This is a genomic window from Streptococcus sp. HMSC065E03 (assembly GCF_001815045.1).
In the GTDB taxonomy this organism is placed as follows: domain Bacteria; phylum Bacillota; class Bacilli; order Lactobacillales; family Streptococcaceae; genus Streptococcus; species Streptococcus parasanguinis_AD.
This window is the reverse complement of sequence record NZ_KV818853.1, coordinates 591,382-616,355: the sequence shown is the minus strand read 5'-3', so window position 1 is coordinate 616,355 and position 24,974 is coordinate 591,382. Positions and strand designations below refer to the sequence as shown.

The following is a 24,974-nucleotide window of genomic DNA, read 5'->3' as shown; positions in this document are numbered from 1 at the left end:
AGAGGGTCAGCGGTTCGATCCCGTTAACTCCCATAGGTCCCGTAGTGTAGCGGTTATCACGTCGCCCTGTCACGGCGAAGATCGCGGGTTCGATTCCCGTCGGGACCGTTAAAATAATGAAAATTATTTTAAGACTCGTTAGCTCAGTTGGTAGAGCAATTGACTTTTAATCAATGGGTCACTGGTTCGAGCCCAGTACGGGTCATATTTTGCGGGTTTGGCGGAATTGGCAGACGCACCAGATTTAGGATCTGGCGCTTTACGGCGTGGGGGTTCAAGTCCCTTAACCCGCATAGAAGAATAATAATGAGCCGGCTTAGCTCAGTTGGTAGAGCATCTGATTTGTAATCAGAGGGTCGCGTGTTCAAGTCATGTAGCCGGCATTTTTTTATATAAAGAAAGCAATGCGAACGTAGTTCAGTGGTAGAACACCACCTTGCCAAGGTGGGGGTCGCGGGTTCGAATCCCGTCGTTCGCTTGAGGAGGCCGGGGTGGCGGAACTGGCAGACGCACAGGACTTAAAATCCTGCGATTGGTAACGATCGTACCGGTTCGATTCCGGTCCTCGGCATAGACAAAGGTTGAAAGAAGCACCCTTAGCTCAACTGGATAGAGTACCTGACTACGAATCAGGCGGTTAGAGGTTCGACTCCTCTAGGGTGCATGGTCGCAAGGCTATGTAATAATTGAATAGGAACGAGCACCCTTAGCTCAACTGGATAGAGTACCTGACTACGAATCAGGCGGTTAGAGGTTCGACTCCTCTAGGGTGCATAAAGCGGTAGCTTTAGATCGGGAAGTAGCTCAGCTTGGTAGAGTACTTGGTTTGGGACCAAGGTGTCGCAGGTTCGAATCCTGTCTTCCCGATAGTGTATCGAAAAAGTCTAATGGTTGTCATTAGACTTTTTTTGTAGTTATTTTTTTATTAATTTACAAGAAAAAAGAGCTTGCGCTCTTTCCAACTTTATTTATTTCGCAGTTCAACATAACGGTTATACCAAATTTTGATATATTCCTCAGAAAAGGGTCCTTTGTTTTGGTTTATCCAATCTACTAGAACCTTAACATTTTCCTTTAAAATAAAGTCGATGTCATCTGAATAGTGCATTTTTTCTTTATGCTGTTCATATTCTTCAACATCTAACAATTTTTTTTCACCATTGGTAAAGACTTTGACATCGAGATCATAGTCGATATATTTTAAGGCTTCTTGGTCAATGTGAAAAGGACTTGCTAGGTTACAGTAGTAAGACACACCATTGTCACGGATCATGGCGATGATGTTAAACCAATATTTTTTATGGAAATATACGATCGCTGGTTCACGTGTAATCCAACGTCTACCATCACTTTCAGTAACTAGTGTATGATCATTTACTCCAATAATTGCATTTTCGGTTATCTTTAATACCATGGTGTCACGCCATGTTCGGTGTAAACTGCCATCATGTTTATAACTTTGAATTGTAATAAAGTCGCCTTCTTTAGGTAGTTTCATAACTTACCAACTTTCTACAATCTAAGTATATCCTCTATATTGTATCATATTTTTTCAAATTTTTTCTTATTTTTCTATTTAATTTTCAATTTGGTTTATGAATCTAAGTATTCTCTTATGGCTGACGTTATATCACTATAGTCGTAGCCTTTTCTGGCTAGTGCCTGAGTCAAGCGTTGTTTGAGGTCATAGCCTTCATATTTTTTACTGTATTTACGGTATTGTTTTTCTAACTCTTTTAGAATGAGCTCATTGGTTGTTTCTTCATCTGTTTCGAGCTCGAGATTTTGGAATGCTATCTTTGCTTGATTGTAAGCAAAACCTTTTGAAATGAGTGCTTGGATGATTTTCGTTTCAATGGCTTTTAACGGATATTTTCCTTGGTATTTTTTTAGGAGTTTTATTGCGGTACGGTCGATCACTTCTGAAAAATCATAGTCTGCAAGAATTTCTTGAAGGATAGATTTTGGGACCCCTTTTTGTTGAATTTTTTGTTGTAATAAGAGAGGGCCCTTATCGCCACTGAGAAGGTTGGCCTCTATCATGTTTCTTGCATATTGACGATCATCTAACCACTTGTCTTCTTTTAGGTGTTGGACCACTTTATCAATAATGCCACTTTCAATCTCATACTTTGTCAGGTAGTCTCTGACTTCTTTTGTTGTCCGAGCTTTAAAAGAAAGATGGTAAAGGGCCAGGTTTTTACCATAGGAGTATTGAGCAAACTCTTGGATTTCCTTTAGTTCTTCTTCACTAATTTCTTTATCTTTGGAAAGGAAATATTTGACGATGGTGTCTTCTGTAATATAAAGTTTTTGATCATTGTCTAATTCCAGGAGGTAGAGTCTTTTTTTCTTTTCTAGTTTTGTAATTTTCATGTTTTTATTATACCGAAAAATGTGTTAAGATAGGGATATGAACGTTAAAGTAAAACAAAAAATTCCTTTGAAAATTAAACGAATGGGAATTAACGGAGAAGGGATTGGCTTTTATAAAAAAACACTTGTCTTTGTGCCAGGCGCTTTGAAGGGAGAAGATATCTTCTGTCAAATTACAAGTGTCAAGAAAAATTTTGCGGAAGCCAAACTCCTATCTGTGAATAAGGCGTCTAAGTTTCGTGTGACGCCCATGTGTGATATCTATGAGACCTGTGGTGGCTGTCAAATCATGCATTTGAAGTATGATAAGCAGCTGGAGTTTAAGACAGATTTATTACAACAGGCCTTGAAGAAGTTCTCACCTGAAGGATTTGAACAGTATGATATTCGGCCGACAATCGGAATGCAGGAGCCTCTTTACTATCGTGCAAAATTGCAATTTCAAACTAGGAAATTCAAGGGCCAGGTGAAGGCGGGCCTCTATGCTCAAAATTCACATTATTTGGTGGAATTAAAGGATTGTTTGGTTCAAGACCCGGTTATTCAAGCTATCGCCAACGATCTAACGGATTTATTGACCTATTATCAGATTCCGATTGCTGATGAGCGTAAAGAACTGGGTGTCAGAACCATGATGGTTCGACGGGCGCGGAAGTCTGGTCAAGTTCAGATCATTGTGGTCACTAGTCGTCAGGTTAATCTAAACAATTTGGTGCAAGACTTGGTCACGAAACACCCTGAGATTGTCACAGTTGCTGTTAACAAAAATACGTCTCGTTCCAGTGAGATTTATGGTGAACAAACGCAGATTATTTGGGGAGAAGAGGCCATTTTGGAAGGTGTTTTGGATTATGAATTCTCCCTATCTCCTCGAGCCTTTTACCAGTTGAATCCGGAACAAACTGAAGTATTGTATAGTGAGGCGGTCAAGGCTCTAGATGTTTCTTCAGAGGATCATCTAATTGATGCCTACTGTGGGGTTGGAACGATTGGGTTTGCTTTTGCTAATAGAGTGAAAAGTGTTCGGGGGATGGATATCATTCCTGAAGCGATTGAAGATGCCAAATACAATGCTAAACGGATGGGATTTGAGAATACCCACTATGAGGCTGGTACAGCCGAAGAGATCATTCCTCGCTGGTACCAAGAAGGCTATCGGGCTAATGCTGTGATCGTGGATCCACCTCGTACGGGCTTGGGTACAAAATTAATCGAGACCTTGTTGCAGTATGCACCTGAAAAGATGGTCTATGTCTCTTGTAATGTCTCTACTTTGGCACGGGATCTAGTAGCTTTGACGAAGGTTTATCAGGTTGAATACATTCAATCAGTGGATATGTTTCCCCATACTGCACGGACAGAAGCAGTTGTGAAATTAGTGAAGAAGTGAAAGAAGAAGAATGGATATTTGGGAAAAACTTTATCTTGAGGCGAAAGCTCTTTATGCGCCTCAAGAGGTTTCAGATTTTGTCTATGCTCGACATGTGGTTGCTGCTGTTGAGGCTGCAGATGGTCAGATTTTTACGGGCTTTTGTATGGAAGGAACCTGTGGCGTCTTTCATTTATGTGCCGAACGAGCAGCACTCTTCAACATGTATCAACAATCAGGCCAGACCAAGGTCAAGCGCATTATTGCTTTTCGAGACAAGCCTCCTTATGGAGAAGGCTCAGGGATGCCTTGTGGAGCCTGTCGTGAATTTCTCCTTGAGCTAAATGCAGAGAATCGTCATCTAGAATTTATGGTGGATTATGAGAGCCGCAAGACCATTACTTTAGGTGAAAATTGATGCCTCTTTGGTGGGGCGAAGAACGGGCTCGTCAGAGAGAAAAAAGGGAATAAGTAGAGGAAATAAATAAATGGACAATGTTATTGATGTATCAATTCCAGTTGCTCAAGTTATTGATCAACATCCGGAAGTATTGGATTTGTTGGTGGAGTTGGGCTTTAAACCCTTAGCCAATCCGATCATGCGCAATACAGTTGGGCGCAAGGTTTCCTTGAAACAAGGATCAAAATTAGAAGGTACTCCTATGGAGAAGATTGTGAGAACACTAGAGGCTAATGGCTATGAAGTAGTGGGGCTAGACCAATGAGTGATGAACGAATTCACGTCTTAAGAGATATCTTATTAGAGCTTCATCATGGAGCTTCTCCTGAGTCTGTTCAGGAGCGCTTTGATGCGACCTTTGCAGGGGTTTCTGCGATTGAGATCTCTCTTATGGAGCATGAACTAATGAATTCAGATGCAGGTGTTACTTTTGAAGATGTGATGGAGCTTTGTGATGTCCATGCCAATCTCTTTAAGAATGCTGTTCAAGGGGTCGAAGTAGCAGATACCGACCATCCAGGTCATCCGGTTCAAATCTTTAAACAGGAGAACTTAGCCCTTCGTGCAGCTATGATGCGGGTACGCCGCTTGCTAGATAATTATGAGACGACTGAGGATCCTGAGATGATTCAGGAGATTCATAAGGGCTTGTTACGTCAGCTGGGCTTGGTGGGTCAATTTGACCGGCATTACCGTCGTAAGGAAGAGTTGATGTTTCCGATTATGGAAAAATATGGGCATGATTCCCCGCCAAAAGTGATGTGGGGAGTGGATGACCAGATTCGGGAACTCTTTGCGAAAGTTTTGGATGCGGCCAAGAAATTACCGGATTCTAGTATCTTAGAAGTCAAAGAGCTCTTTGAAGCCTTTGCGCAAGAGTTTGAGGGCATGATCTTCAAGGAAGAGTCGATCCTCTTGATGATTTTGCTGGAGGCCTTTACCCAGGATGACTGGCTCTCCATTGCAGAAGAAAGTGATGCTTATGGTTATGCCATTATTCTCCCAAGTGAGAAATGGGTGCCGAAACGCGTGGACTTCAAGGAGGAAGCGTCTGAAGAGTCAGAAGGTTCAACTGAATCGATTCCTTCTTTAAAAGGCGATGAGCACCGTCAGGTCATTGAGACTCCTGAGGGGCAGTTGACGATTACTTTCACGCCTAAGAAAAAAGAAGAGAGCTTCGATCGCAAGCAACCTCAACCGTTTGGTAATGGCTATTTGTCAGTGGAGCAAGCGAATTTAATCTTGAACCAGTTACCAATGGAGATCACCTTTGTCAATAAGGATGATATTTTCCAATATTACAATGATGCTGCGCCTTTTGAGGAAATGATTTTTAAGAGGACGCCATCGCAGGTAGGACGCAATGTTGAGCTGTGTCACCCACCGAAATATTTGGATAAGGTCAAAGCCATCATGCAAGGGCTTCGTGAAGGGAAAAAAGACAAGTATGAAATGTGGTTCAAATCAGAATCGCGTGGGAAATTTGTCCATGTCACCTATGCAGCCGTGCGTGATGAAGCTGGAGACTTTCAAGGTGTCTTGGAATATGTTCAGGACATTCAACCTTATCGGGAGATCGATACGGATTTTTATAGAGGAATGGAGTAAAGATGAGTTACGAAACAGAGTTTATGAAGGAGTTTGAGGAGTGGATCAAGACTCAAGTCATGATCAATGAAATGGCTCTCGAAGAAAGTAAGAAGGTTTTTGATGAAGATCAGGATGAACGAGCTAAAATCGCTATGATTCGCTATGAAAGCCGTTTGGACGCTTATCAGTTCTTGCAAGGGAAGTTTGAAAATTTCCATACTGGAAAAGGATTTCATGATTTACCAGATGGCCTCTTTGGTGAAAGAAAATATTAAAAATACCTTATTGAAGGCGTTTAACTAGCTAGATTTACCTGAAAATTGAGCAATGACTTGATTTTTTAGGGGATTGTGATACAATAAAAAAGTTGAAATGACATCAACGGATTTTTGAATGGAATTATGGTGATGAAACCTTGTTGCCTTAGGAATTGATCACTGAATTTAGGAGGAAAAATGGCAAAGAAGAACGTAAACCGTGCGAAACAATACAAACATCAAAATAGACATCTTTTGAAAAAAACTGTCGCAACTGTAACTGCAGCTATGAAAGAAGCACCTAAAAAGGTAGAAAAAGCTACAAAAGCAGTGGCGAAAGAAGTGAAACAAGCGGCTTCTTCAGTGGAAGAATTTGCTGCAAGTTTGGAAGGTGTGGCACTTGATCGTGCGCAAACATTCTATGATGAAGGTATTCGCTCTGTTGCAGACTTCGCAAACTGGACAGAAAAAGAACTCCTTGCTTTGAAAGGAATCGGTCCAGCTACAATCAAGAAATTGAAAGAACTAGGCGTTAAATTTAAATAATCGCTTTTATGATTTCTTGCTATTTCCAGGAAAACTTGCTAAAATGAACCTATTAGAGGTGTTTTGAATCCCACATTTTACAGAAAGTGGCGGTACTGAGAAGTCCACAAATGTGTCAAAACTGGTTGCTAATGGATGAAAATGAAATATTAAATAGTCTTTTTGTTTTAAAGACGAGAGATGCGGGCATCTGCCCGAAATTGGGTGGTACCGCGGATTAATACATTCGTCCCTGTCAGATTGATGACAGGGGCGATTTTTCTTTTTGCAACCCTGGCTGAAGGAGCTTGTCATGAAACAATCTTTTAACACTAGTAAACTCTACTATGGCTTTCCGATTTTCATCTTGGGGTATCAGGACCAGAACTTTGGGTACAATATCACGACTTGCAGTTCCTCTTATAGCTTGGGAGATTGGCTGGTCATCGGTGTTGGTGCTGAGGAAAATGCGGCTGACCAGATTAAGCATTATCAACAGTTCAGCGTGAACATCCCTGACGAAAATCTCATGCTCCAGATGGAGCAGGCTGGCTTTATCAGCCATCGGGAGAAGTTGGAACACCTAGGGCTAGACTACGAGATTTCTGAACGGACTCAGGCTCCGATTTTAGAAGCTTGTCCAGTCGTTTTGGATTGCCAGGTGGATCGGATTATTGAGGAAGATGGCATCTGTCATATTTTTGCCAAGATTCTCGAACGACTGGCTGCTCCAGAGCTCTTAGATGACAAGGGGCATTTTAAAAATGACCGTTTTGCGCCGACTTACTTTATGGGGGACGGCCATCAGCGCGTTTACCGTTATCTAGATAACCGAGTCGACCCCATGGGAAGCTTTATTAAGAAAGCGAGGAAGAAGAATGACAAGAGCAACATTACCTGAACGAATCGAAACGGAGCGTCTGGTCTTACGAGTCCGTACAGTGGCGGATGCTGAGGACATCCATGCTTACGCTAGTCTTCCAGAAGTCTCTTACCCAGCAGGTTTTCCACCCGTCAAGACCTTGGAAGATGAGATATATTACCTAGAGCATATTCTTCCCGATCGCAATCAAAAAGAAAATCTTCCAGCTGGTTACGGCATTGTGGTCAAAGGAACCGATAAAATCATTGGCTCTGTTGACTTCAACCATCGCCACGAAGACGATGTGCTGGAGATTGGCTATACCTTGCACCCAGACTATTGGGGCCGGGGTTATGTACCCGAAGCAGCGCGTACCTTGATTGACCTGGCTTTTAAAGAACTAGGGCTTCATAAGGTAGAATTGTCTTGCTTTAGCTACAATGTCCAAAGTCAACGAGTTGCTGAGAAGCTTGGTTTCACCCTTGAAGCACGCATAAGAGACCGTAAAGATGCTCAAGGTAACCGCTGTGACAGTCTGATATATGGCTTGCTGAAGAGTGAGTGGGAAGATTCAATAGGTGATTTTGAGTGGAAAAAATAATTGTAGATTGGATTATTACTTTAAGTTTTGGATTTTTAGTTTATTATTTTTATAAAACTCGTAAAAAGAAAAAAGTTACTTCTGATATTTCTAAAGAAGTGGCTCCTGCGAAAAATTCTGAAATATCGGAAAGTAATAGTAATTTTTTATCTCTAATGCCTATATTTGAGATTTTGCCAGAAGACGTAAGTGTTGAAGAGGACAAAGTACATGAGATTTCTGACGAAATTGTTATCAATAGACTTAATAAGTTAGTTCCCCAAATAGTTAATGGCTACAAGCAGTTCGCTGATAAAAAAGTTGTTGAGCATATAAAAGAAATAGAAAATACAAAGCTCTATCAGATCATTATTCCAGAAGGAGCAAAACTTTATAAGTCCAAAGATTTAGCTGGAGCTTTTAGGGGTGGATATAGTGTGAATGGTCAGCTTGCTGGTCAAGCAAATCTAGTGCCAGTTAAAATTGATAATGCTAGAGACCTTAGTTCAATGGCTGATACAACTGCGACTGTAATGAATGTAGCTTCGTTGGTTGTAGGACAATATTATATGTCTGAAATCAATGATAAAATGGAAAAGATGCTTGGAAACCTGGATAAGATAGCTGACTTTCAACAAATGGAGTTTAAAGCTAGAATTTTAGCTTTGATTAGCAAAGTAGGGAAAATTTCTCAGTTTAATGCGGAGATCATTGAAAATGAAGAAATAAGAAAACGAACACTAGACAATCTAAGTCGACACGAGGATGAAGCCACTGAACTACTACAACAGGTTAATTTATCAATTGAACATCTAGTTTCTAAGAATACGAGTAATGATTTTGAACAATATAAAGAGAACACTTATGAATTTGATAAACTAATAACTTATCAGCAATATTTACTTTCAATTTTAGAAGAAATTGGACGTTTAGTCTACTTACTGAATATGGGGATGACATCTTCTGAATATTGTTATTCATCTTTTAATAATTATATAAAACAATCTACCGGGGCCAGAAATCAGCTAGTTAATTGGCATAAGAGCAAGATCAAACAATTTGAAATTGATCTAAAGAAAAAGAGGTATGTTAAGCAAGGACTTGAGGCATTTGCGTTCGGGCTCCCTGCAATGGTTTTCAATGATTTGAGATATAATGGAGTACCTGAACCTATAATTTCAAAAATTAATAAACAATTAGACAATTCACTTGACATAAAAAATACAACTGAGAATTTACTCGAAAAAGAAACTAAAATAATATCAAAAGACGGTAAATATTATTATTTAACAGAATAAAAGGAGAACACACATGTCTAAAGAACTTTCACCTAAATATAATCCAGCCGAGGTTGAGGCTGGTCGTTACCAAAAATGGCTTGACGAAGATGTTTTCAAACCTTCTGGCGATAAAAAGGCTAAGCCTTATTCAATCGTTATTCCACCACCAAACGTAACTGGGAAACTTCACCTTGGTCATGCTTGGGATACAACTTTGCAAGATATCATCATCCGTCAAAAACGTATGCAAGGTTTTGATACGCTTTGGCTCCCTGGTATGGACCATGCAGGTATTGCCACTCAAGCCAAAGTTGAAGCGCGTTTGGCTGAGGACGGCATCTCTCGTTATGACCTGGGTCGTGAAAAATTCCTTGAAAAAGTTTGGGAATGGAAAGACGAGTATGCCACTACTATCAAGGAACAATGGGGCAAGATGGGGCTCTCTGTAGACTACTCTCGTGAGCGTTTTACCCTTGATGAAGGGTTGTCAAAAGCGGTTCGTAAGGTCTTTGTAGAGCTTTACAAGAAGGGCTGGATCTACCGTGGTGAATTTATCATCAACTGGGATCCGAAAGCCCGTACAGCCCTTTCTGATATCGAGGTTATTCACAAAGATGTAGAAGGTGCCTTCTACCACATGAACTACATGTTGGAAGACGGTTCACGTGCCCTTGAAGTAGCAACGACACGTCCTGAGACTATGTTTGGGGATACTGCCGTAGCGGTTAACCCAAATGATGATCGTTATAAAGACTTGATTGGTCAAAATGTTATCTTGCCAATCTTGAACAAGCCAATCCCAATCGTTGGAGACGAACACGCAGACCCTGAATTTGGTACTGGTGTGGTGAAGATCACTCCTGCCCACGATCCTAATGACTTCTTGGTTGGTCAACGTCATAATCTTCCGCAAGTCAACGTTATGAACGATGATGGTACCATGAATGAATTGGCTGGCGAATTCAACGGCATGGACCGCTTTGAAGCTCGTAAGGCTGTTATCAAGAAGTTAGAAGAAATTGGTGCCCTTGTTAAGATTGAGAAGATGACCCACTCAGTTGGTCACTCAGAGCGTACAGGGGTTATGGTTGAGCCACGTTTGTCTACGCAATGGTTCGTGAAGATGGATCAATTGGCTAAGAATGCCATTGCCAACCAAGACACAGACGATAAGGTAGAATTCTACCCACCTCGTTTCAACGACACTTTCCTCCAATGGATGGAAAATGTCCATGACTGGGTAATCTCACGTCAGCTCTGGTGGGGTCACCAAATCCCTGCTTGGTACAATGCTGAGGGTGAAATGTACGTTGGTGAAGAAGCACCAGAAGGTGACGGATGGAAACAAGACGAAGATGTCTTGGATACGTGGTTTAGTTCAGCCCTTTGGCCATTCTCAACTATGGGCTGGCCGGATGTCGACTCAGAAGACTTCAAACGTTACTTCCCTACATCAACCTTGGTAACAGGATACGACATCATCTTCTTCTGGGTATCTCGTATGATCTTCCAATCATTGGAATTCACAGGCCGTCAGCCATTCCAAAACGTTCTGATTCACGGTCTCATTCGTGACGAGCAAGGACGCAAGATGTCTAAGTCACTCGGTAACGGGATTGACCCAATGGATGTTATCGAGAAATACGGTGCCGATGCCCTTCGTTGGTTCCTTTCAAACGGTTCTGCACCAGGGCAAGACGTGCGTTTCTCTTACGAGAAAATGGATGCGTCATGGAACTTCATTAACAAGATCTGGAACATCTCTCGCTATATCCTTATGAACAATGAAGGGTTGACCTTGGATGTGGCTCGTGAAAATGTGGCTAAAGTGGCTACTGGTCAAGCAGGTAACGTGACAGACCGCTGGATTCTCCACAACCTCAACGAAACGATCGGTAAGGTCACTGAAAACTTCGATAAGTTTGAGTTTGGTGTGGCTGGTCACATCCTCTACAACTTCATCTGGGACGAGTTTGCGGACTGGTATGTTGAGTTGACTAAGGAAGTGCTTTACAGTGATAACGAGGACGAAAAAGTCATTACTCGTTCAGTTCTTCTTTACACCTTGGATCAAATCTTGCGTCTCCTTCACCCAATCATGCCATTTGTGACTGAAGAAATTTATGGCCAAATCTCTGAAGGAACGATCGTGACTGCGGAATACCCAGTGGTTCGTCCAGAGTTTGAAAATGAAGAAGCAGCAGCTGGTGTAGAAGCTCTTAAAGATGTGATTCGCTCCGTTCGTAACTCACGTGCAGAAGTGAACGTAGCGCCAAGTAAGCCAATCACTATCTTGATCAAGACAAGCGACAGCAAGCTCGATACCTTCTTCAATGATAACGTCAACTACATCAAACGCTTCACAAACCCAGAACACTTGGAAATTGCAGCAGATGTAGAGGTACCTGATTTGGTTATGTCAAGCATTATCACAGGCGCAGAAATCTACTTGCCACTCGCTGATCTTCTCAATGTTGAAGAAGAATTGGCTCGTCTTGAAAAAGAATTAGCCAAATGGCAAAAAGAACTGGATATGGTCGGTAAGAAGCTCTCTAACGAACGCTTCGTAGCCAATGCCAAACCAGAAGTCGTCCAAAAAGAACGCGACAAACAAGAAGATTACCAAGCGAAATACGATGCGACCGTAGCACGGATTGATGAGATGAAGAAACTCGTTAAATAAACACAGAAACACGGTGGAATGCCGTGTTTTTTGTATGATTCTGTAAGAGAAAAAGTTTAAGTAACCTATTTTTAGACCATTTTCCAGAAATAATCGATGATATAGGTGAGACCGTAAGTGTAGATGACGAGGGTGATAGGTTTGCAGAGGATGATGATGGTCATGTAGCGTTTGAAGGTCATCTTCGTCAGACCTGCCAGCATACAGATGAAGTCAGCGGGACTAACCGGCCAGATCATCATGAAGATAAAGAAGCGATCGAACCGCTTGCCTTCATTGAGCCAGCCAATGTACTTGTCGTAGGTCTTCTGACTGACCATAGATTGGACGAACTTAGGCCCGTACATTCTGGCTAGGTGGAAGATAATGGCACAGCCAATCACTATCCCGATGTAGTTGTAGATGGTACCAATGATGTGGCCATAGATAAAGACACCAGCGACAGATGTCAGGGCGCCAGGAATAATAGGGACCACTGTTTGAAGGATCTGAAGAAAGATAAAGAGAGGTGGTCCAAAGATGCCTGCTTGGAGAATAAAAGCTGACAAGGTTTCTTTGGATTGAAGGATGCCAGCAAAGTAGGCCCAGATACAAAAGGCCAAGGTCCCAAGAGCTCCAATGATGGACGACCAATTAATGATGCGCTGGAGAAGAGGAGAGACCTCCCTCAATTTTTTTTCTTTTGTTATCATAACTCTTCCGTGTATTTTTTTCTTCTACTATACCATTTTTTTGTCTATTTGTAAGCTCTGGTGATGGAGGTGATGAAAGCCTTAAAAGATGGTATAATGATGTAATTGAGGCTCGAATTAGCATCATAGATATTAGAGGAGGATGTAGTGGAAGAATATATAAATTTATACCATCAGAAATTATGGGAAATAGCTTTTACTAATGTGCGAGATACTTTCATCAATCAAAATACACTTTCCTGGGGGTTATTAATTTATTTCAGTTATGTCATGTTTGATCTCTTAGCAGGAAATAAAAAACGTGTCCTGATTGTTACTTGTATTCCTTTTGTCTTATTCTTTCTTTGTATGGGAGCGGAGTATCTATACAGTTATGATAAAATCATGAATCCGAAATCAGATTATAACAATGAATGGAGTTTTGAAGGGTTAAAACGTGACACCGTTTTACCTATGATTGAGAATATTGATAAAATTCCCATAGCCAGTGTTGATGGAAAATTAAAAAGACAAGATATTATCCTATTTGCAGTATCTAATCCAACATATTATGATGCGTTGTTTGGAAAAGCATCCATGTTGCTATCAGGTCGACAGCAGGTTGGAAATGACTTTGTGATTGTTTTGGTTGGATATGAAGTGAAAGATGATAGTTGGCAATCTGTAGATATTCGTATTGCACCAAGTGTTGAAGAAAGTGATTTTCAGAAATTTTCTAAAGTGCTTCATATCGAAAGAGAAGAAAAAGTAGGTGCTACTAGTATTGTTAGCGACCTTCAATTCATATATTATAAGAATTCGCAGGAAGAAAAGAATGGAAAAAAGTCTAAATTGTGAATAAAACGGCTCTCCACTCTAATACAAAAGAACTTTCCATTTGGGGAAGTTCTTTTGTATTAGAAAAAAAGTGAAGAGATTTTGCATTCACATATATGACCGCCGACCTCTATCTTGAAATCAAGTCATCCGTGCGAAAAACCCCATTTTATGCTATAATGGAGAGAATACGAATGTTTGGAGAAAAACGTGTCAATCGAAAATTACAAACCAGATTTTGCGGTGGAAGCAGCCTATGATCTCACCGTTACAGACTTGAAAAAACAGGGTATTAAGGCGGTCCTTGTGGATTTGGATAACACCTTGATTGCTTGGAATAATCCGGATGGAACTCCTGAGATGCGCCAGTGGTTGCATGACCTTCGTGATGGAGGGATTCGGGTTATCGTGGTGTCTAATAATAGTCCCAAACGGGTCAAGCGTGCGGTTGAGAAATTTGATATTGACTATGAAGCCTGGTCGCTTAAGCCCTTTACTTTTGGGATTAATCGGGCCCTCAAACGTTTCCACTATGAGAAAAATGAAGTGGTCATGGTCGGGGATCAACTGATGACGGATATCCGGGCTGCCCATCGTGCAGGCATTCGCTCGATTTTGGTCAAGCCTTTGGTTGAGCATGACTCCATCAAGACCCAGATAAACCGGGCGCGTGAACGCCGAGTCATGAAGCAAATGGCCGAAAAATATGGTCCGATTGTATACAAAAAAGGAATTTAAGAATGGAAGAATTATTCTGTATTGGCTGTGGAGCCCCCATTCAGACTGAAAACAAAGAGGGGCTAGGCTATACTCCCCAATCAGCTCTTGAAAAGGGCCTGGAAACAGGCGAAGTCTATTGCCAACGCTGTTTCCGTCTGCGTCACTACAATGAAATCACAGATGTGCATCTGACAGATGATGATTTTCTAAAGCTCCTTCACGAGGTAGGAGATAGTGATGCACTCGTGGTCAATGTAGTCGATATTTTTGACTTTAATGGCTCCGTCATTCCTGGCTTACCTCGCTTTGTAACAGGAAATGATGTCCTCTTGGTCGGAAACAAAAAAGACATCTTGCCCAAGTCTGTCAAGGATAGCAAGGTGACCCACTGGTTGATGGAGCGAGCCCACGAAGAAGGCATGCGTCCTGTTGATGTGGTCCTCACCTCTGCCCAAAACAAGAGCGCGATCAAGGACTTGATGGAAAAGATTGAGCAGTACCGCAAAGGCCGTGACGTCTATGTGGTGGGTGTGACCAACGTAGGGAAATCGACCCTCATCAATGCAATTATCCAAGAAATCACTGGGGATAAGGATATCATCACGACCTCTCGCTTCCCAGGGACGACACTGGATAAGATCGAAATTCCATTGGACGATGGATCCTACATCTACGATACGCCAGGGATTATCCATCGCCACCAGATGGCTCATTACTTGACGGCGAAAAACCTCAAGTATGTCAGCCCTAAAAAGGAAATCAAACCCAAGACTTACCAGCTCAATCCAGAGCAAACCCTTTTCTTGGGTGGTCTAGGACGTTTTGACTTTATCAAGGGAGAAAAGCAAGGGTTCACTGCCTTCTTTGACAACGAACTCAAGCTTCACCGAACCAAGCTAGAAGGCGCGACCGCTTTTTATGACAAGCATGTCGGTGGCTTACTAACCCCTCCTAACAGCAAGGAAAAAGAAGAATTCCCGCCTTTGATTTCCCATGAGTTTACCATCAAGGACAAGACTGACCTCGTTATCTCAGGACTCGGTTGGATCCGCGTCAATGGTGAAGCCAAAGTAGCCGTCTGGGCACCAGAAGGCGTTGCCGTCGTTACCCGCAAAGCTATTATTTAAAAATTTGAAAGGAAATAGTTTCTTTGTAGACTGGGCGAGTGCAACGAGCCTAGAAAGGATACTTTTCGCTGTGGTGAAAGCCTAAGTAGATATTTTACTACTTAGGCGCGGAAAATTTGAGACTTTAGGCTCAAATTTAAGTCATGGAACTCCGTTAGGAGGTCGCTGACGACCGCCACCACATCAGAAAAGTATCAAAAAAGAAACAATGAAAAAAATATGACATTAACATCTAAACAACGGGCTTTCCTCAACAGCCAAGCCCACAGTCTCAAACCCATTATCCAAATCGGGAAAAACGGGCTCAATGACCAAATCAAAACCAGTGTGCGCCAAGCGCTAGATGCGCGTGAACTGATCAAGGTGACCCTTCTTCAAAATACGGATGAGAATATCCATGAAGTAGCAGAAATCTTGGAAGAGGAAATCGGTGTGGAAACGGTCCAAAAGATTGGTCGGATTCTCATCTTATTTAAACAATCGAGCAAAAAAGAAAATCGTAAAATTTCAGCGAAGGTAAAAGAAATTTAAGACATCGAGGAGAGCAAACCTATGGCAATTGAACTATTGACTCCCTTTACCAAGGTAGAGTTAGAGCCAGAGATCAAAGACAAGAAACGCAAACAAGTTGGTATTTTGGGTGGAAATTTCAATCCGGTCCACAATGCCCATTTGGTCGTTGCGGATCAAGTGCGCCAACAATTAGGGTTAGATAAGGTGCTCTTGATGCCTGAGTATGAGCCACCGCATGTCGATGCCAAGGGGACGATTGCAGAGCACCATCGCCTTGAGATGCTGGAATTAGCCATTGAAGGCATTGAAGGTCTGGAGATCGAGACGATCGAGCTCGAACGTAAAGGAATTTCCTATACCTACGACACCATGCTCTTGCTCAATGAACGGGATCCAGACACAGATTATTACTTCATTATTGGTGCAGATATGGTAGATTATTTACCAAAATGGCACCGCATCGATGAATTGGTGGAGATTGTACAATTTGTCGGGGTACAGCGACCACGCTATAAGGCAGGAACTTCTTATCCGGTGATCTGGGTGGATGTTCCTCTCATGGACATCTCCTCTAGTATGGTGCGTGATTTTGTAGCCAAAGGCCGGACGCCAAATTTTATGTTGCCAAAACCAGTCTTGGACTACATCAAGAAAGAAGGATTGTATCAATGACCTATGAAAACTATCTAGGCTTTTCTCGTGAGGTCTTGCTTGAAAAAATGCGTCAAATCCTGCCAGAAAAGCGGCTAACTCACTGTTTAGGAGTTGAGAAGGCTGCGCGTGACTTGGCCAAACGCTATGGGGCTGATGAAGAGCAGGCTGGCCTAGCAGGTTTGTTACATGACTACGCCAAAAAATTATCAGATCAGGAATTTCTGGACTTGATTGATCGCTATGAGCTGGATCCAGCGTTAAAAAACTGGGGCAATAATGTCTGGCATGGGATGGTTGGGATTTACAAGATCCAAGAAGATCTCGGACTGACAGATCCAGCCATTCTTCGCAGTATTGAGATTCACACCGTGGGGAGTGGACAGATGTCAACCTTAGACAAGATTGTCTATGTGGCAGATTACATTGAGCACAACCGGACCTTTCCAGGGGTAGATCAAGCACGTGACATCGCCCAAGTCTCCTTGGATCGTGCCGTGGCCTATGAGACGGCTCGCACGGTCGAACACCTAGCCCACCAAGGATTGCCCATTTATCCCCAAACCCTTGAAACCTATAATGCCTTTGTGAAGTATTTGAAAGAGGAGCAGTGAGTGAAGACAGCTTTTATCATTATTGATGTACAAAATATCTTAGTGGAAACAGGTTTTGAGACAGAAAAGCTCTTAGAGAAGATCGCTTATTTGCAAGATCAGGCTAGAAAAGAGCAGATTGAAATTATCTACATGCAGCATATTGAAACGCCTGAGGCTTTAACTTCGGAAGATTGGCAATTATCGCCTCTGTTGAAAAGACAGGAGAATGAAAAGGTATTTCAGAAGCGATACAATAGCATATTTAAAGAGACAGGATTAAAAGAATACTTGGATCAACAAGGGATTGAACAACTGGTCCTGTGTGGTATGCAGACAGAATATTGTGTCGATACATCCGTCAAAGTGGGGTTTGAATACGGCTACAAGCTGGTCATTCCAGAAGGAGCTGTCACAACCTTTGATGGAGAGGATATTCCGGCAGAAACGCTTAATGAATTTTATGAAAATATTTGGGCAGAACGTTTTGCGGATGTCTTAGATTACAAATCAATTTTTTAAGGAAAGAGGATTACATGAAAGAAAAAGAACTACTTGAACTAATTGTCAAAGCAGCAGATGAAAAGCGTGCAGAGGACATTGTAGCTTTGGATGTTCAAAGCTTAACCAGTGTGACAGATTACTTTGTCATCGCAAGCTCTATGAATAGCCGTCAATTGGAGGCTATCGCTGAAAATATTCGCGAGAAGGTCGTTGAAGCTGGTTGCAATGCCAGCCACGTCGAAGGTGATTCAGCTGGAGGTTGGGTTCTTCTTGACTTAGGTAGTGTGGTGGTCCATGTCTTCTCAGAAGAAATGCGTGCCCACTATAACCTAGAAAAGCTATGGCACGAAGCAAGTGCTGTCGATCTTTCGGCAGTCCTAGCATAAGCAGGTAAACTCAGTTGGTAGCAACTGAGTTTTGTTGGTTAAATTGAAATTCTATGGAAAGAAAGGATTTGAACCCGTCCTGTACTCCTCGGGAAATAGATAGGACTATGTCAAATTGTTAACTTTAAAATTTATTGTTTGACGCAGTAGCTGATTGGACTCTTCATTCGCTTTTTAAGCTCGGAAGAGTACCTAATCAGCCTTGCGGGGGTGAGACAACGAACGAATTTTTTTGAAAACTCGTTCTGTCTCACTCCCCTAATTTTCTATCGGATTACGGGCGGACTTGGTATCATGAATATGGCGACTTATGAAATGTTTGCGGCGGTCTACGATGCGGTCATGGATGATAGTCTGTATGACTTGTGGACGGATTTTTCCCTCCGGCATCTTCCTAAAAGCAAGGAGCGGAAAAAATTACTGGAATTGGCTTGTGGGACAGGGATCCAGTCTGTCCGCTTTTCCCAAGCTGGTTTTGATGTGACAGGATTAGACCTGAGTGCGGACATGCTGATAATTTCTGAAAAAAGAGCTGCTTCAGCCAAGCAGAAGATTGATTTTATCGAGGGGAATATGTTGGATCTCTCGCAAGCAGGCACTTATGATTTCGTGACCTGCTACTCGGATTCTATCTGCTATATGCAGGACGAGGTGGAAGTAGGAGATGTCTTTAAAGAAGTGTATAATGCCCTCAATGAGGACGGAGTCTTTATCTTTGATGTCCATTCGACCTATCAAACGGATGAGGTGTTCCCAGGCTACTCTTACCACGAAAATGCAGAAGACTTTGCCATGCTCTGGGATACCTATGAGGATGCAGCCCCTCACTCGATCGTCCATGAGCTGACCTTCTTTGTGCAAGAAGAAGATGGTTCCTTTAGTCGGCACGATGAAGTTCATGAGGAACGCACCTATGAAGTTTTAACCTATGACATTTTATTGGAGCAGGCTGGCTTTAAATCTTTTAAATTGTATGCAGATTTTGAAGATAAGGCGCCAACAAAGACCAGCAAACGTTGGTTCTTCGTAGCACAGAAGTAGGACAGCATGACAGTTACAGGAATTATTGCAGAATTTAATCCCTTTCATAATGGACACAAGTACCTGCTGGAACAGGCAGAGGGGCTGAAGATTGTGGCCATGTCCGGAAATTTTGTTCAACGTGGCGAGCCTGCCATTGTAGACAAGTGGACACGGGCGCAGATGGCTCTGGAAAATGGAGCGGATCTAGTGGTCGAGCTCCCCTTTCTCGTGGCTGTTCAGTCGGCTGATCATTTTGCCAAGGGAGCGTTAGAAATCTTATCCCGTCTGGGAATCGACCAATTGACCTTTGGGACAGAAGCGGTCTTAGATTACCAAGCGATTGCGACTGTTTATTCGGAGAAAGAAGCGGAAATGGAAGCTTTCCTGCGAAGTCTTCCAGAAGATTTATCCTATCCACAAAAGACCCAAAAAATGTGGGAAACCTTTGCTGGAGTGGAGTTCACAGGAGATACTCCCAATCATATCCTGGGATTGGCCTATGCCAAAGCTTGTGCTGGGAAGGGGATTGTGCTCAAGCCTATTCAACGCCAGGGAGCAGGCTACCATTCGGAAGAAAAAGAGGTAGTTTATGCTTCTGCCACTAGTCTACGCTTACACAAGGAAGATCAGGACTTTGTCGCTAGATTCATGCCTAATAGCCAACTCTTTCAGTCGGCTCCACAGGTATCTTGGGAGGATTATGACCAACTGCTCCGTTATCAAATCTTAACCCATCCAGATCTGTCACAGATTTTTCAAGTCAATGAAGAACTGGCCCATCGGATAAAGGATGCGGTTCGAAGTGCTAGCTCTGTGGAAGACCTGGTGGAGAAAGTCGCAACCAAGCGCTATACCAAGGCACGTGTGCGCCGCATCTTGACCTACATCTTGGTAGGGGCGATGGATCAAGCTCTTCCCGATGCCATTCATGTCTTAGGATTTTCCGCAAAGGGACAAGCTCACCTCAAAGGCTTGAAAAAATCAGTAGAAATCGTGACTCGAATCGGTAAGGAACCTTGGGAAGACTTGACCCAGCAAGCCGATCAGGTGTATCAACTAGGCCATCCCCAATTGCCAGAGCAGATCTGGGGTCGGGTGCCAGTGAGAGTGGAAGATCAATAAAGGGTGAATAGTCGAGCAACTACAATTGGAAGGATACGCAAAAAACTCTTCCAAGTCTTGTGATTTGTGATATAATATAAAAGATTGAAAATAATTTGAAAAAATTTAAGGAGAATCCTCATGGGACGTAAATGGGCCAATATTGTTGCCAAGAAAACTGCCAAAGATGGTGCCAACTCAAAAGTATATGCCAAATTTGGTGTGGAGATCTATGTAGCTGCTAAAAAGGGTGAACCAGATCCAGAACTAAATACTGCTTTGAGATTCGTTATTGACCGTGCGAAACAAGCGCAAGTGCCAAAACACGTAATTGATAAAGCGATCGATAAGGCAAAAGGAAACACTGACGAAACCTTTACAGAAGGACGTTACGAAGGATTTGGACCAAATGGTTCGATGTTGATCGTTGATACTTTGACTTCAAACGTTAACCGTACAGCTGCCAATGTCCGTGCTGCTTTTGGTAAAAACGGTGGGAACATGGGAGCTTCCGGTTCTGTATCTTACCTCTTTGACAACAAAGGTGTTATCGTCTTTGCTGGTGATGATGCCGATGCGATCTTTGAACTTTTGCTTGAAGCAGATGTTGATGTAGATGATGTCGAAGCAGAAGAAGGAACGATCACAGTCTACACTGCTCCAACTGATCTTCACAAAGCGATCGTTGCTTTGCGTGAATCAGGTGTCGAAGAATTCCAAGTAACTGAATTGGAAATGATTCCTCAATCAGAAGTTGAGTTGTCAGGTGAAGATTTGGAAACATTTGAAAAACTTTACAGCGTTCTTGAAGATGACGAAGACGTACAAAAAATCTACACAAACGTAGATGGATTCTAATCACTCGTAAGGACTGTAGTGAATCCCATAAATCAAGAAAAAGGATAGCTTCTTAGATCAAGCTATCCTTTTTCTCTGTCTGAGGAGGATCTATCTTTTGTAAGTGATGTCCTGTATAAGCGTAAATACGGGTCAGGGGTGATTGGGAGAGTGTGGAAACTTTAAAATAGAAATAATGGTCTCGATGATCCCGACTTTTGGTGTGGTGAAGACGAAAGTAATTTCGCTGGCCTGCTGCCATGGAGTGGAGAATATCATCTTCTAAAAAGACGAGCGGTGTAGAAGTAGCTGCCCACTTGTAAAACTCTATCTCAAATTGGTGGTAATTCTCCGAAAAATAATCAAATTGTAATTCGTGTTTAGTCTGAATAGGTTTCATAGGATGTTTCCTCAGATTCAATAAAAATGATAGAGTCTACGAGCAGACGGTGATAGTGGCCATCGCTTTTGAGAAGAACCTCAGAAGCAGATAAGGTGTGAATCGAACCTGTGTAGGTTGCAAATTGATTCCCCTCTAGAGTTGTGATCGAAATCGTCGTTTGTTGTTGAAAGGCCTGCTCCAGGAGCTGGATCTGTTCAGCAAGTGGAAGAATTGTGAGCTGACTGCGGTCAATTTCTTTTGTATGCAGGGCAGTTGTGTGCTCGGATAAAAAGAAGCCAGCCCATTTGGCCATGCCACGATCTTGAAATTCGCGGGCGGATTGATAAGGGAGATAAGAACGGTCGATCATGTTAATCCATCTAAGCCTCCTGCGGAATGTCCGCCTGTTAGTTTACTGCGTGCAATGGCGCGTGAGTTTTCTAGTAGTGAGGAGCCTTTCTGAAGAGAGGTGAAGCCAAATTGGTCCCGAATGCGGTCAATCGTATGCTGAAGTTTCTCCTCTTTTTCCAGGGCTACTGGGTCATCAAAGAGAGAAAAGAGTTGAAGAGACTCCTCGACAAGTTCTCCATAAAAAACACCAATCTGCCGAATGGCGCCTCCTTCGTACTTGGAGCGAAAGAGCCGCAGAACCGTATCGGATAAAACCTTGGTGGATTGGGTAGGCTCAATCTTTTGCTGGCAGTGAATGGACGGAAGCCCCTCGATTTTGGAGTAGGAGGCATGAATGGAGATCAGCTGGGTCTTCTTTTTTTTCCGTCGCAAGCGAATAGCCACCTGTTCAGCCATCTCCCGAAATACCAGTTCAATGTCAGTTTGTAGATGGTAGTCATAGGGCAAGATTTGAGAGTTACCAATGCCTCGCGATTTCGGACGATAAGGTTTGTGGACATTGCTTTCATCAATGCCATGAGCATGGAACCACAGTTGAAGGCCTATGACTCCGAATTCTTTCTTTAAGAGATCTGGATGAGCCTGAGCCAGTTCGGCAATCGACGTGATCCCGATCTTTTGCAATCGCTTTTCAGTACGACGTCCAATGCCCCAAAAATCAGTGAGATGGGGCAGTTTCCAGACCTTACTTTCTACATCTTCATAAGACCAATTGGAGCGCATATTTCGGCAATGCTTGGCTTCATTGTCCAAGGCTAGCTTGGCAAGAAGGGGATTGGCATTGCTGAGGCCGATGGTAGAGTAGATGCCAGTTTCCTGCCAGATCCTTTTTTGGATCCTGGCAGAAAGGAGATCCAGTTTTTCCTTTCGAGAGAGGGAGGGATCTGGAATAAAATAATTTAAGGAAGAAGTCAGATCGATAAAGCCTTCGTCAATCGAGTAAGGGAAAATATCATCTGGTGCCGCAAATTCCTGAAAGACCTTCTGAATCTCCATATTGACTTGAATATAGGCATTCATCCGTGGAGGGACAATCAGAGTCCTCTTGGCCCAGGATTCAATGGATGCAATAAAGGCTGGATCTGTGGGCAATCCTTGCTTTTGGGCGACGTAGCTATTAAATTTTCTGGTTTTGAGGTCAAAAGGTAGGTCGTAGCTACGGCTGACATTCTTCTTGCCAAAGACTTGTTTGAAAACGGGAGAGCTCGCCAAAATCAGGCCAGCAGAATTGTCGCTTCGACTCATGACGCAAAGGGAAGTCGTCAAGGGGTTGAGCCCCAGACGGACACATTCACAGCTAGCATAAAAACTTTTCATATCCACAAAAGCAATATCAGAATGAGGCTCACGTGAATAATCAAATAGCATATTTAAACCTCGAGTGGAAGAAAATGCCCGACCACAATGCCGACGATTTTGGGCTCGTCTTCATAGGGAGCAAATAAATCATCGTAGTCAGGGTTGATGGATTCTAAGCGCAAGCCTTCCGCTTCCCGATAGACTTTCTTGATGTAGGTTTTTCCATTCCAGATGATGGCATAGACCGCCCCATCGTAATCAAATCCAGTTTGCTTCATGAGGGCAACAGAGCCATTGGGGTAGAGAGGTTCCATCGAATTTCCGGATACCCAAGAAGCAAAGTCATGCTGGATCTCTTGGTCAAAATAGACGGTTTCATAGTCCGTTTCGTTGTCATAAAAGGTGTGTCCCAAACCGGCTGCCAGCTCAATCGAAAGAACCTTATAAGCTGTCAAGGAGACAACTTTTTGCTGCTGTTCCAATAACTGGCTGGCCAACTGGTCGACTTTCATTTGATGAGGTGGGGTTAATAAAGGGTAGGTGTAGAGTGCGGAGTCTTTGTTAATAAAGTAGTCCTCTTTAACGGAGAGGCGCTTGGCCAACCTCCTGAGATTTTTTTCGTGTGGCTCCGCTAAGCCATTCTCCCAACTGGAGTATGTCTTGCGAGAAATCTTGAGATCCTCGTAGACATCTGCTTGGGTCAAGCCTTTTTCCAGGCGTCTTTCTTTTAGTTTTTTTGCATCAAACATGTCGCTTCTCCTATGTAACGTTTTAAAAGTTACATATAGTTTATCAAAAATGAATCCTTTTTGCAAGAGAAAAATTCAGTTGAAAACGAATGAAAAGACTTGATTTTGATTGAAAAAGGAGTATAATCAATTCTAAAATGTCTATAAATGAGGAACTATATGAAAAAAAGTTTTATCCACCAACAAAAAGAAATTTCGTTTGTTAAAACGACGTTTACGCAGTATTTAAAAGATAAATTGGATATCATTGAAGTCCAAGGGCCAATTTTGAGTAAGGTAGGAGACGGGATGCAGGATAACCTTTCTGGGATTGAACATCCGGTATCTGTAAAGGTCCTTCAAATTCCTGATGAGACTTATGAAGTCGTGCATTCACTCGCAAAATGGAAACGCCATACCTTGGCACGTTTTGGTTTTGGCGAAGGAGAAGGTCTCTTTGTCCATATGAAGGCTCTTCGTCCAGATGAAGATTCGCTAGACGCTATCCACTCTGTTTATGTAGACCAATGGGACTGGGAAAAAGTCATCCCAAATGGTCAACGCAATATCGCCTACCTCAAAGAAACGGTTGAAAAAATCTACAAGGCGATTCGTTTAACAGAACTAGCAGTAGAAGCGCGCTATGACATTGAGTCAGTTCTTCCAAAACAAATTACCTTCGTTCACACAGAAGAGTTGGTGGAACGCTATCCAGATTTAACTCCAAAAGAGCGTGAAAATGCCATTGCCAAAGAATTCGGAGCCGTTTTCTTGATCGGGATTGGTGGAGAGCTTGCAGATGGCAAACCACACGATGGCCGTGCACCTGACTACGATGACTGGACAACAGAGTCTGAAAATGGCTATAAGGGCTTGAATGGTGATATCCTAGTCTGGAATGACGTTCTAGGTTCAGCCTTTGAGTTGTCTTCAATGGGGATCCGTGTCGATGAAGATACGCTTCGCCGTCAAGTTGCGATTACAGGGGACGAGGATCGTCTCCAATTAGAGTGGCACAAGGCTTTGTTAAATGGTCTCTTCCCACTCACGATTGGTGGAGGGATCGGACAATCTCGTTTGGCTATGTTCTTACTTCGTAAGAAACATATCGGTGAAGTCCAAACTAGTGTCTGGCCTCAATCTGTCCGCGATGAATATGAAAATATCCTATAAGGAAGAAAGAGAGTGGGACAGAAATCGGTAATTCGT

28 protein-coding genes, 9 tRNA genes and 1 pseudogene are annotated in these 24,974 nt (G+C 42.6%); 31 read left to right on the top strand and 7 right to left on the bottom strand.

Annotated features, from left to right (window positions below):
- The first annotated feature begins 35 nt into the window (after positions 1 to 35).
- From HMPREF3002_RS09810 to HMPREF3002_RS09770, 9 genes are all read left to right on the top strand, one after another.
- Positions 36 to 108, top strand: a tRNA-Asp gene (locus HMPREF3002_RS09810).
- Positions 109 to 132: 24 nt separating this feature from the next.
- Positions 133 to 205, top strand: a tRNA-Lys gene (locus HMPREF3002_RS09805).
- Positions 206 to 211: 6 nt separating this feature from the next.
- Positions 212 to 293, top strand: a tRNA-Leu gene (locus HMPREF3002_RS09800).
- Between the two features lie 17 nt (positions 294 to 310).
- Positions 311 to 383 (top strand) — tRNA-Thr (locus HMPREF3002_RS09795).
- A gap of 23 nt (positions 384 to 406) precedes the next feature.
- Positions 407 to 478 (top strand) — tRNA-Gly (locus tag HMPREF3002_RS09790).
- Between the two features lie 7 nt (positions 479 to 485).
- Positions 486 to 571 (top strand) — tRNA-Leu (locus HMPREF3002_RS09785).
- A 19-nt stretch (positions 572 to 590) separates the two neighbouring features.
- Positions 591 to 664: transfer RNA gene (locus HMPREF3002_RS09780), tRNA-Arg, on the top strand.
- Between the two features lie 36 nt (positions 665 to 700).
- Positions 701 to 774: transfer RNA gene (locus HMPREF3002_RS09775), tRNA-Arg, on the top strand.
- 19 nt (positions 775 to 793) lie between these two features.
- Positions 794 to 867: transfer RNA gene (locus HMPREF3002_RS09770), tRNA-Pro, on the top strand.
- 97 nt (positions 868 to 964) lie between these two features.
- Here HMPREF3002_RS09770 and HMPREF3002_RS09765 read toward each other — a convergent pair.
- Together HMPREF3002_RS09765 and recX are read right to left on the bottom strand one after the other, a co-directional pair.
- Positions 965 to 1,498: a nucleoside tri-diphosphate phosphatase gene (locus HMPREF3002_RS09765; protein WP_003005798.1), complete on the bottom strand. Its 534-nt coding sequence runs from the start codon at positions 1,496 to 1,498 to the stop codon at positions 965 to 967.
- A 95-nt stretch (positions 1,499 to 1,593) separates the two neighbouring features.
- Positions 1,594 to 2,376 (bottom strand): recombination regulator RecX, encoded by a 783-nt coding sequence (gene recX, locus HMPREF3002_RS09760; protein WP_023917371.1) that lies wholly within the window; start codon positions 2,374 to 2,376, stop codon positions 1,594 to 1,596.
- 37 nt (positions 2,377 to 2,413) lie between these two features.
- Here recX and rlmD point away from each other — a divergent pair, with 37 nt between their 5' ends.
- From rlmD to HMPREF3002_RS09710, 10 genes and pseudogenes are all read left to right on the top strand, one after another.
- Positions 2,414 to 3,766 carry a 23S rRNA (uracil(1939)-C(5))-methyltransferase RlmD gene (gene rlmD / locus HMPREF3002_RS09755; RefSeq protein ID WP_023917373.1) on the top strand — a complete coding sequence of 451 codons (1,353 nt, stop codon included), beginning with the start codon at positions 2,414 to 2,416 and terminating at the stop codon, positions 3,764 to 3,766.
- A 10-nt stretch (positions 3,767 to 3,776) separates the two neighbouring features.
- Positions 3,777 to 4,216, top strand: a pseudogene (locus HMPREF3002_RS09750) (cytidine deaminase).
- A gap of 17 nt (positions 4,217 to 4,233) precedes the next feature.
- On the top strand, positions 4,234 to 4,470 hold the full coding sequence (locus HMPREF3002_RS09745; RefSeq protein ID WP_003014300.1) for a DUF1858 domain-containing protein: 237 nt from the start codon (positions 4,234 to 4,236) through the stop codon (positions 4,468 to 4,470).
- A complete protein-coding gene (locus HMPREF3002_RS09740; protein ID WP_023917377.1) occupies positions 4,467 to 5,813 on the top strand; it encodes a DUF438 domain-containing protein in 1,347 nt (448 codons plus the stop codon). Before HMPREF3002_RS09745 ends, HMPREF3002_RS09740 begins: the two co-directional genes overlap by 4 nt.
- Positions 5,814 to 5,815: 2 nt before the next feature.
- The gene (locus HMPREF3002_RS09735) at positions 5,816 to 6,070 is read left to right on the top strand and encodes a DUF1912 family protein (RefSeq protein ID WP_070666536.1); all 255 of its coding nucleotides are present in this window, start codon (positions 5,816 to 5,818) and stop codon (positions 6,068 to 6,070) included.
- Positions 6,071 to 6,250: 180 nt separating this feature from the next.
- Positions 6,251 to 6,598 carry a helix-hairpin-helix domain-containing protein gene (locus HMPREF3002_RS09730; protein WP_070666534.1) on the top strand — a complete coding sequence of 116 codons (348 nt, stop codon included), beginning with the start codon at positions 6,251 to 6,253 and terminating at the stop codon, positions 6,596 to 6,598.
- 292 nt (positions 6,599 to 6,890) lie between these two features.
- Positions 6,891 to 7,478, top strand: coding sequence for a flavin reductase family protein (locus tag HMPREF3002_RS09725; RefSeq protein ID WP_070666531.1), 588 nt, complete (start codon positions 6,891 to 6,893; stop codon positions 7,476 to 7,478).
- Positions 7,456 to 8,040: a GNAT family N-acetyltransferase gene (locus HMPREF3002_RS09720; protein ID WP_070666528.1), complete on the top strand. Its 585-nt coding sequence runs from the start codon at positions 7,456 to 7,458 to the stop codon at positions 8,038 to 8,040. Before HMPREF3002_RS09725 ends, HMPREF3002_RS09720 begins: the two co-directional genes overlap by 23 nt.
- Positions 8,028 to 9,317, top strand: coding sequence for a hypothetical protein (locus HMPREF3002_RS09715; RefSeq protein ID WP_070666525.1), 1,290 nt, complete (start codon positions 8,028 to 8,030; stop codon positions 9,315 to 9,317). The genes HMPREF3002_RS09720 and HMPREF3002_RS09715 overlap by 13 nt, the downstream gene beginning before the upstream one ends.
- 13 nt (positions 9,318 to 9,330) lie before the next feature.
- Positions 9,331 to 11,982, top strand: coding sequence for a valine--tRNA ligase (locus HMPREF3002_RS09710; RefSeq protein ID WP_070666522.1), 2,652 nt, complete (start codon positions 9,331 to 9,333; stop codon positions 11,980 to 11,982).
- Positions 11,983 to 12,053: 71 nt separating this feature from the next.
- On the opposite strand, the gene HMPREF3002_RS09705 is transcribed toward HMPREF3002_RS09710, so the two are convergent.
- A complete protein-coding gene (locus HMPREF3002_RS09705) occupies positions 12,054 to 12,674 on the bottom strand; it encodes a TVP38/TMEM64 family protein (RefSeq protein WP_070666520.1) in 621 nt (206 codons plus the stop codon).
- 147 nt (positions 12,675 to 12,821) lie between these two features.
- Between HMPREF3002_RS09705 and HMPREF3002_RS09700 the strand changes: the two genes are divergently transcribed.
- The 11 genes from HMPREF3002_RS09700 (at position 12,822) to HMPREF3002_RS09650 (ending at position 20,966) form a co-directional block, all read left to right on the top strand.
- Entirely contained in the window at positions 12,822 to 13,511 is a 690-nt protein-coding gene (locus HMPREF3002_RS09700) for a hypothetical protein (protein ID WP_141754505.1), read from the top strand.
- Between the two features lie 189 nt (positions 13,512 to 13,700).
- Positions 13,701 to 14,228 (top strand): YqeG family HAD IIIA-type phosphatase, encoded by a 528-nt coding sequence (locus tag HMPREF3002_RS09695; protein WP_070666516.1) that lies wholly within the window; start codon positions 13,701 to 13,703, stop codon positions 14,226 to 14,228.
- Positions 14,229 to 14,230: 2 nt separating this feature from the next.
- Positions 14,231 to 15,337 (top strand): ribosome biogenesis GTPase YqeH, encoded by a 1,107-nt coding sequence (gene yqeH / locus HMPREF3002_RS09690; protein WP_021152736.1) that lies wholly within the window; start codon positions 14,231 to 14,233, stop codon positions 15,335 to 15,337.
- Positions 15,338 to 15,556: 219 nt separating this feature from the next.
- The gene (gene yhbY, locus HMPREF3002_RS09685; RefSeq protein ID WP_003005853.1) at positions 15,557 to 15,868 is read left to right on the top strand and encodes a ribosome assembly RNA-binding protein YhbY; all 312 of its coding nucleotides are present in this window, start codon (positions 15,557 to 15,559) and stop codon (positions 15,866 to 15,868) included.
- Between the two features lie 21 nt (positions 15,869 to 15,889).
- Positions 15,890 to 16,522, top strand: a complete 633-nt coding sequence (locus HMPREF3002_RS09680; RefSeq protein WP_003005857.1) for a nicotinate-nucleotide adenylyltransferase — start codon at positions 15,890 to 15,892, stop codon at positions 16,520 to 16,522.
- On the top strand, positions 16,519 to 17,115 hold the full coding sequence (gene yqeK / locus HMPREF3002_RS09675) for a bis(5'-nucleosyl)-tetraphosphatase (symmetrical) YqeK (protein ID WP_049506414.1): 597 nt from the start codon (positions 16,519 to 16,521) through the stop codon (positions 17,113 to 17,115). Before HMPREF3002_RS09680 ends, yqeK begins: the two co-directional genes overlap by 4 nt.
- Positions 17,116 to 17,616, top strand: coding sequence for a cysteine hydrolase family protein (locus HMPREF3002_RS09670; RefSeq protein ID WP_070666513.1), 501 nt, complete (start codon positions 17,116 to 17,118; stop codon positions 17,614 to 17,616).
- A 14-nt stretch (positions 17,617 to 17,630) separates the two neighbouring features.
- Positions 17,631 to 17,984: a ribosome silencing factor gene (gene rsfS / locus HMPREF3002_RS09665; protein WP_070666510.1), complete on the top strand. Its 354-nt coding sequence runs from the start codon at positions 17,631 to 17,633 to the stop codon at positions 17,982 to 17,984.
- A gap of 300 nt (positions 17,985 to 18,284) precedes the next feature.
- On the top strand, positions 18,285 to 19,025 hold the full coding sequence (locus HMPREF3002_RS09660) for a class I SAM-dependent DNA methyltransferase (protein WP_305366837.1): 741 nt from the start codon (positions 18,285 to 18,287) through the stop codon (positions 19,023 to 19,025).
- A 6-nt stretch (positions 19,026 to 19,031) separates the two neighbouring features.
- On the top strand, positions 19,032 to 20,129 hold the full coding sequence (locus HMPREF3002_RS09655; protein ID WP_070666506.1) for a nucleotidyltransferase: 1,098 nt from the start codon (positions 19,032 to 19,034) through the stop codon (positions 20,127 to 20,129).
- 120 nt (positions 20,130 to 20,249) lie between these two features.
- Positions 20,250 to 20,966 (top strand): YebC/PmpR family DNA-binding transcriptional regulator, encoded by a 717-nt coding sequence (locus HMPREF3002_RS09650; RefSeq protein WP_003005873.1) that lies wholly within the window; start codon positions 20,250 to 20,252, stop codon positions 20,964 to 20,966.
- Between the two features lie 52 nt (positions 20,967 to 21,018).
- Here the strand turns inward: HMPREF3002_RS09650 and HMPREF3002_RS09645 are convergent, their stop codons facing one another.
- Genes HMPREF3002_RS09645 through HMPREF3002_RS09630 form a run of 4 tightly spaced genes read right to left on the bottom strand, consistent with a single transcriptional unit; the run spans position 21,019 to position 23,786 of the window.
- Complete coding sequence (locus HMPREF3002_RS09645; protein ID WP_070666505.1) at positions 21,019 to 21,345, bottom strand: DUF5960 family protein; 327 nt, start codon at positions 21,343 to 21,345, stop codon at positions 21,019 to 21,021.
- Positions 21,326 to 21,697 (bottom strand): hypothetical protein, encoded by a 372-nt coding sequence (locus tag HMPREF3002_RS09640; RefSeq protein WP_070666504.1) that lies wholly within the window; start codon positions 21,695 to 21,697, stop codon positions 21,326 to 21,328. The genes HMPREF3002_RS09645 and HMPREF3002_RS09640 overlap by 20 nt, the downstream gene beginning before the upstream one ends.
- On the bottom strand, positions 21,694 to 23,106 hold the full coding sequence (locus HMPREF3002_RS09635; protein WP_070666501.1) for a Y-family DNA polymerase: 1,413 nt from the start codon (positions 23,104 to 23,106) through the stop codon (positions 21,694 to 21,696). Before HMPREF3002_RS09635 ends, HMPREF3002_RS09640 begins: the two co-directional genes overlap by 4 nt.
- Before the next feature lie 2 nt (positions 23,107 to 23,108).
- Positions 23,109 to 23,786 (bottom strand): helix-turn-helix domain-containing protein, encoded by a 678-nt coding sequence (locus HMPREF3002_RS09630; RefSeq protein ID WP_023917411.1) that lies wholly within the window; start codon positions 23,784 to 23,786, stop codon positions 23,109 to 23,111.
- 159 nt (positions 23,787 to 23,945) lie between these two features.
- Here HMPREF3002_RS09630 and asnA point away from each other — a divergent pair, with 159 nt between their 5' ends.
- Positions 23,946 to 24,938: an aspartate--ammonia ligase gene (gene asnA, locus HMPREF3002_RS09625; RefSeq protein ID WP_003005888.1), complete on the top strand. Its 993-nt coding sequence runs from the start codon at positions 23,946 to 23,948 to the stop codon at positions 24,936 to 24,938.
- Positions 24,939 to 24,974: the final 36 nt, after the last annotated feature.

What these genes read in the sequence shown, in the direction of transcription:
- HMPREF3002_RS09765 (WP_003005798.1), bottom strand. Translation starts at nt 1,498, where the DNA reads ATGAAACTACCTAAAGAAGGCGACTTTATTACAATTCAAAGTTATAAA.
- recX (WP_023917371.1), bottom strand. Translation starts at nt 2,376, where the DNA reads ATGAAAATTACAAAACTAGAAAAGAAAAAAAGACTCTACCTCCTGGAA.
- rlmD (WP_023917373.1), top strand. Translation starts at nt 2,414, where the DNA reads ATGAACGTTAAAGTAAAACAAAAAATTCCTTTGAAAATTAAACGAATG.
- HMPREF3002_RS09745 (WP_003014300.1), top strand. Translation starts at nt 4,234, where the DNA reads ATGGACAATGTTATTGATGTATCAATTCCAGTTGCTCAAGTTATTGAT.
- HMPREF3002_RS09740 (WP_023917377.1), top strand. Translation starts at nt 4,467, where the DNA reads ATGAGTGATGAACGAATTCACGTCTTAAGAGATATCTTATTAGAGCTT.
- HMPREF3002_RS09735 (WP_070666536.1), top strand. Translation starts at nt 5,816, where the DNA reads ATGAGTTACGAAACAGAGTTTATGAAGGAGTTTGAGGAGTGGATCAAG.
- HMPREF3002_RS09730 (WP_070666534.1), top strand. Translation starts at nt 6,251, where the DNA reads ATGGCAAAGAAGAACGTAAACCGTGCGAAACAATACAAACATCAAAAT.
- HMPREF3002_RS09725 (WP_070666531.1), top strand. Translation starts at nt 6,891, where the DNA reads ATGAAACAATCTTTTAACACTAGTAAACTCTACTATGGCTTTCCGATT.
- HMPREF3002_RS09720 (WP_070666528.1), top strand. Translation starts at nt 7,456, where the DNA reads ATGACAAGAGCAACATTACCTGAACGAATCGAAACGGAGCGTCTGGTC.
- HMPREF3002_RS09710 (WP_070666522.1), top strand. Translation starts at nt 9,331, where the DNA reads ATGTCTAAAGAACTTTCACCTAAATATAATCCAGCCGAGGTTGAGGCT.
- HMPREF3002_RS09705 (WP_070666520.1), bottom strand. Translation starts at nt 12,674, where the DNA reads ATGATAACAAAAGAAAAAAAATTGAGGGAGGTCTCTCCTCTTCTCCAG.
- yqeH (WP_021152736.1), top strand. Translation starts at nt 14,231, where the DNA reads ATGGAAGAATTATTCTGTATTGGCTGTGGAGCCCCCATTCAGACTGAA.
- yhbY (WP_003005853.1), top strand. Translation starts at nt 15,557, where the DNA reads ATGACATTAACATCTAAACAACGGGCTTTCCTCAACAGCCAAGCCCAC.
- HMPREF3002_RS09680 (WP_003005857.1), top strand. Translation starts at nt 15,890, where the DNA reads ATGGCAATTGAACTATTGACTCCCTTTACCAAGGTAGAGTTAGAGCCA.
- yqeK (WP_049506414.1), top strand. Translation starts at nt 16,519, where the DNA reads ATGACCTATGAAAACTATCTAGGCTTTTCTCGTGAGGTCTTGCTTGAA.
- rsfS (WP_070666510.1), top strand. Translation starts at nt 17,631, where the DNA reads ATGAAAGAAAAAGAACTACTTGAACTAATTGTCAAAGCAGCAGATGAA.
- HMPREF3002_RS09660 (WP_305366837.1), top strand. Translation starts at nt 18,285, where the DNA reads ATGGCGACTTATGAAATGTTTGCGGCGGTCTACGATGCGGTCATGGAT.
- HMPREF3002_RS09655 (WP_070666506.1), top strand. Translation starts at nt 19,032, where the DNA reads ATGACAGTTACAGGAATTATTGCAGAATTTAATCCCTTTCATAATGGA.
- HMPREF3002_RS09650 (WP_003005873.1), top strand. Translation starts at nt 20,250, where the DNA reads ATGGGACGTAAATGGGCCAATATTGTTGCCAAGAAAACTGCCAAAGAT.
- HMPREF3002_RS09645 (WP_070666505.1), bottom strand. Translation starts at nt 21,345, where the DNA reads ATGAAACCTATTCAGACTAAACACGAATTACAATTTGATTATTTTTCG.
- HMPREF3002_RS09640 (WP_070666504.1), bottom strand. Translation starts at nt 21,697, where the DNA reads ATGATCGACCGTTCTTATCTCCCTTATCAATCCGCCCGCGAATTTCAA.
- HMPREF3002_RS09635 (WP_070666501.1), bottom strand. Translation starts at nt 23,106, where the DNA reads ATGCTATTTGATTATTCACGTGAGCCTCATTCTGATATTGCTTTTGTG.
- HMPREF3002_RS09630 (WP_023917411.1), bottom strand. Translation starts at nt 23,786, where the DNA reads ATGTTTGATGCAAAAAAACTAAAAGAAAGACGCCTGGAAAAAGGCTTG.
- asnA (WP_003005888.1), top strand. Translation starts at nt 23,946, where the DNA reads ATGAAAAAAAGTTTTATCCACCAACAAAAAGAAATTTCGTTTGTTAAA.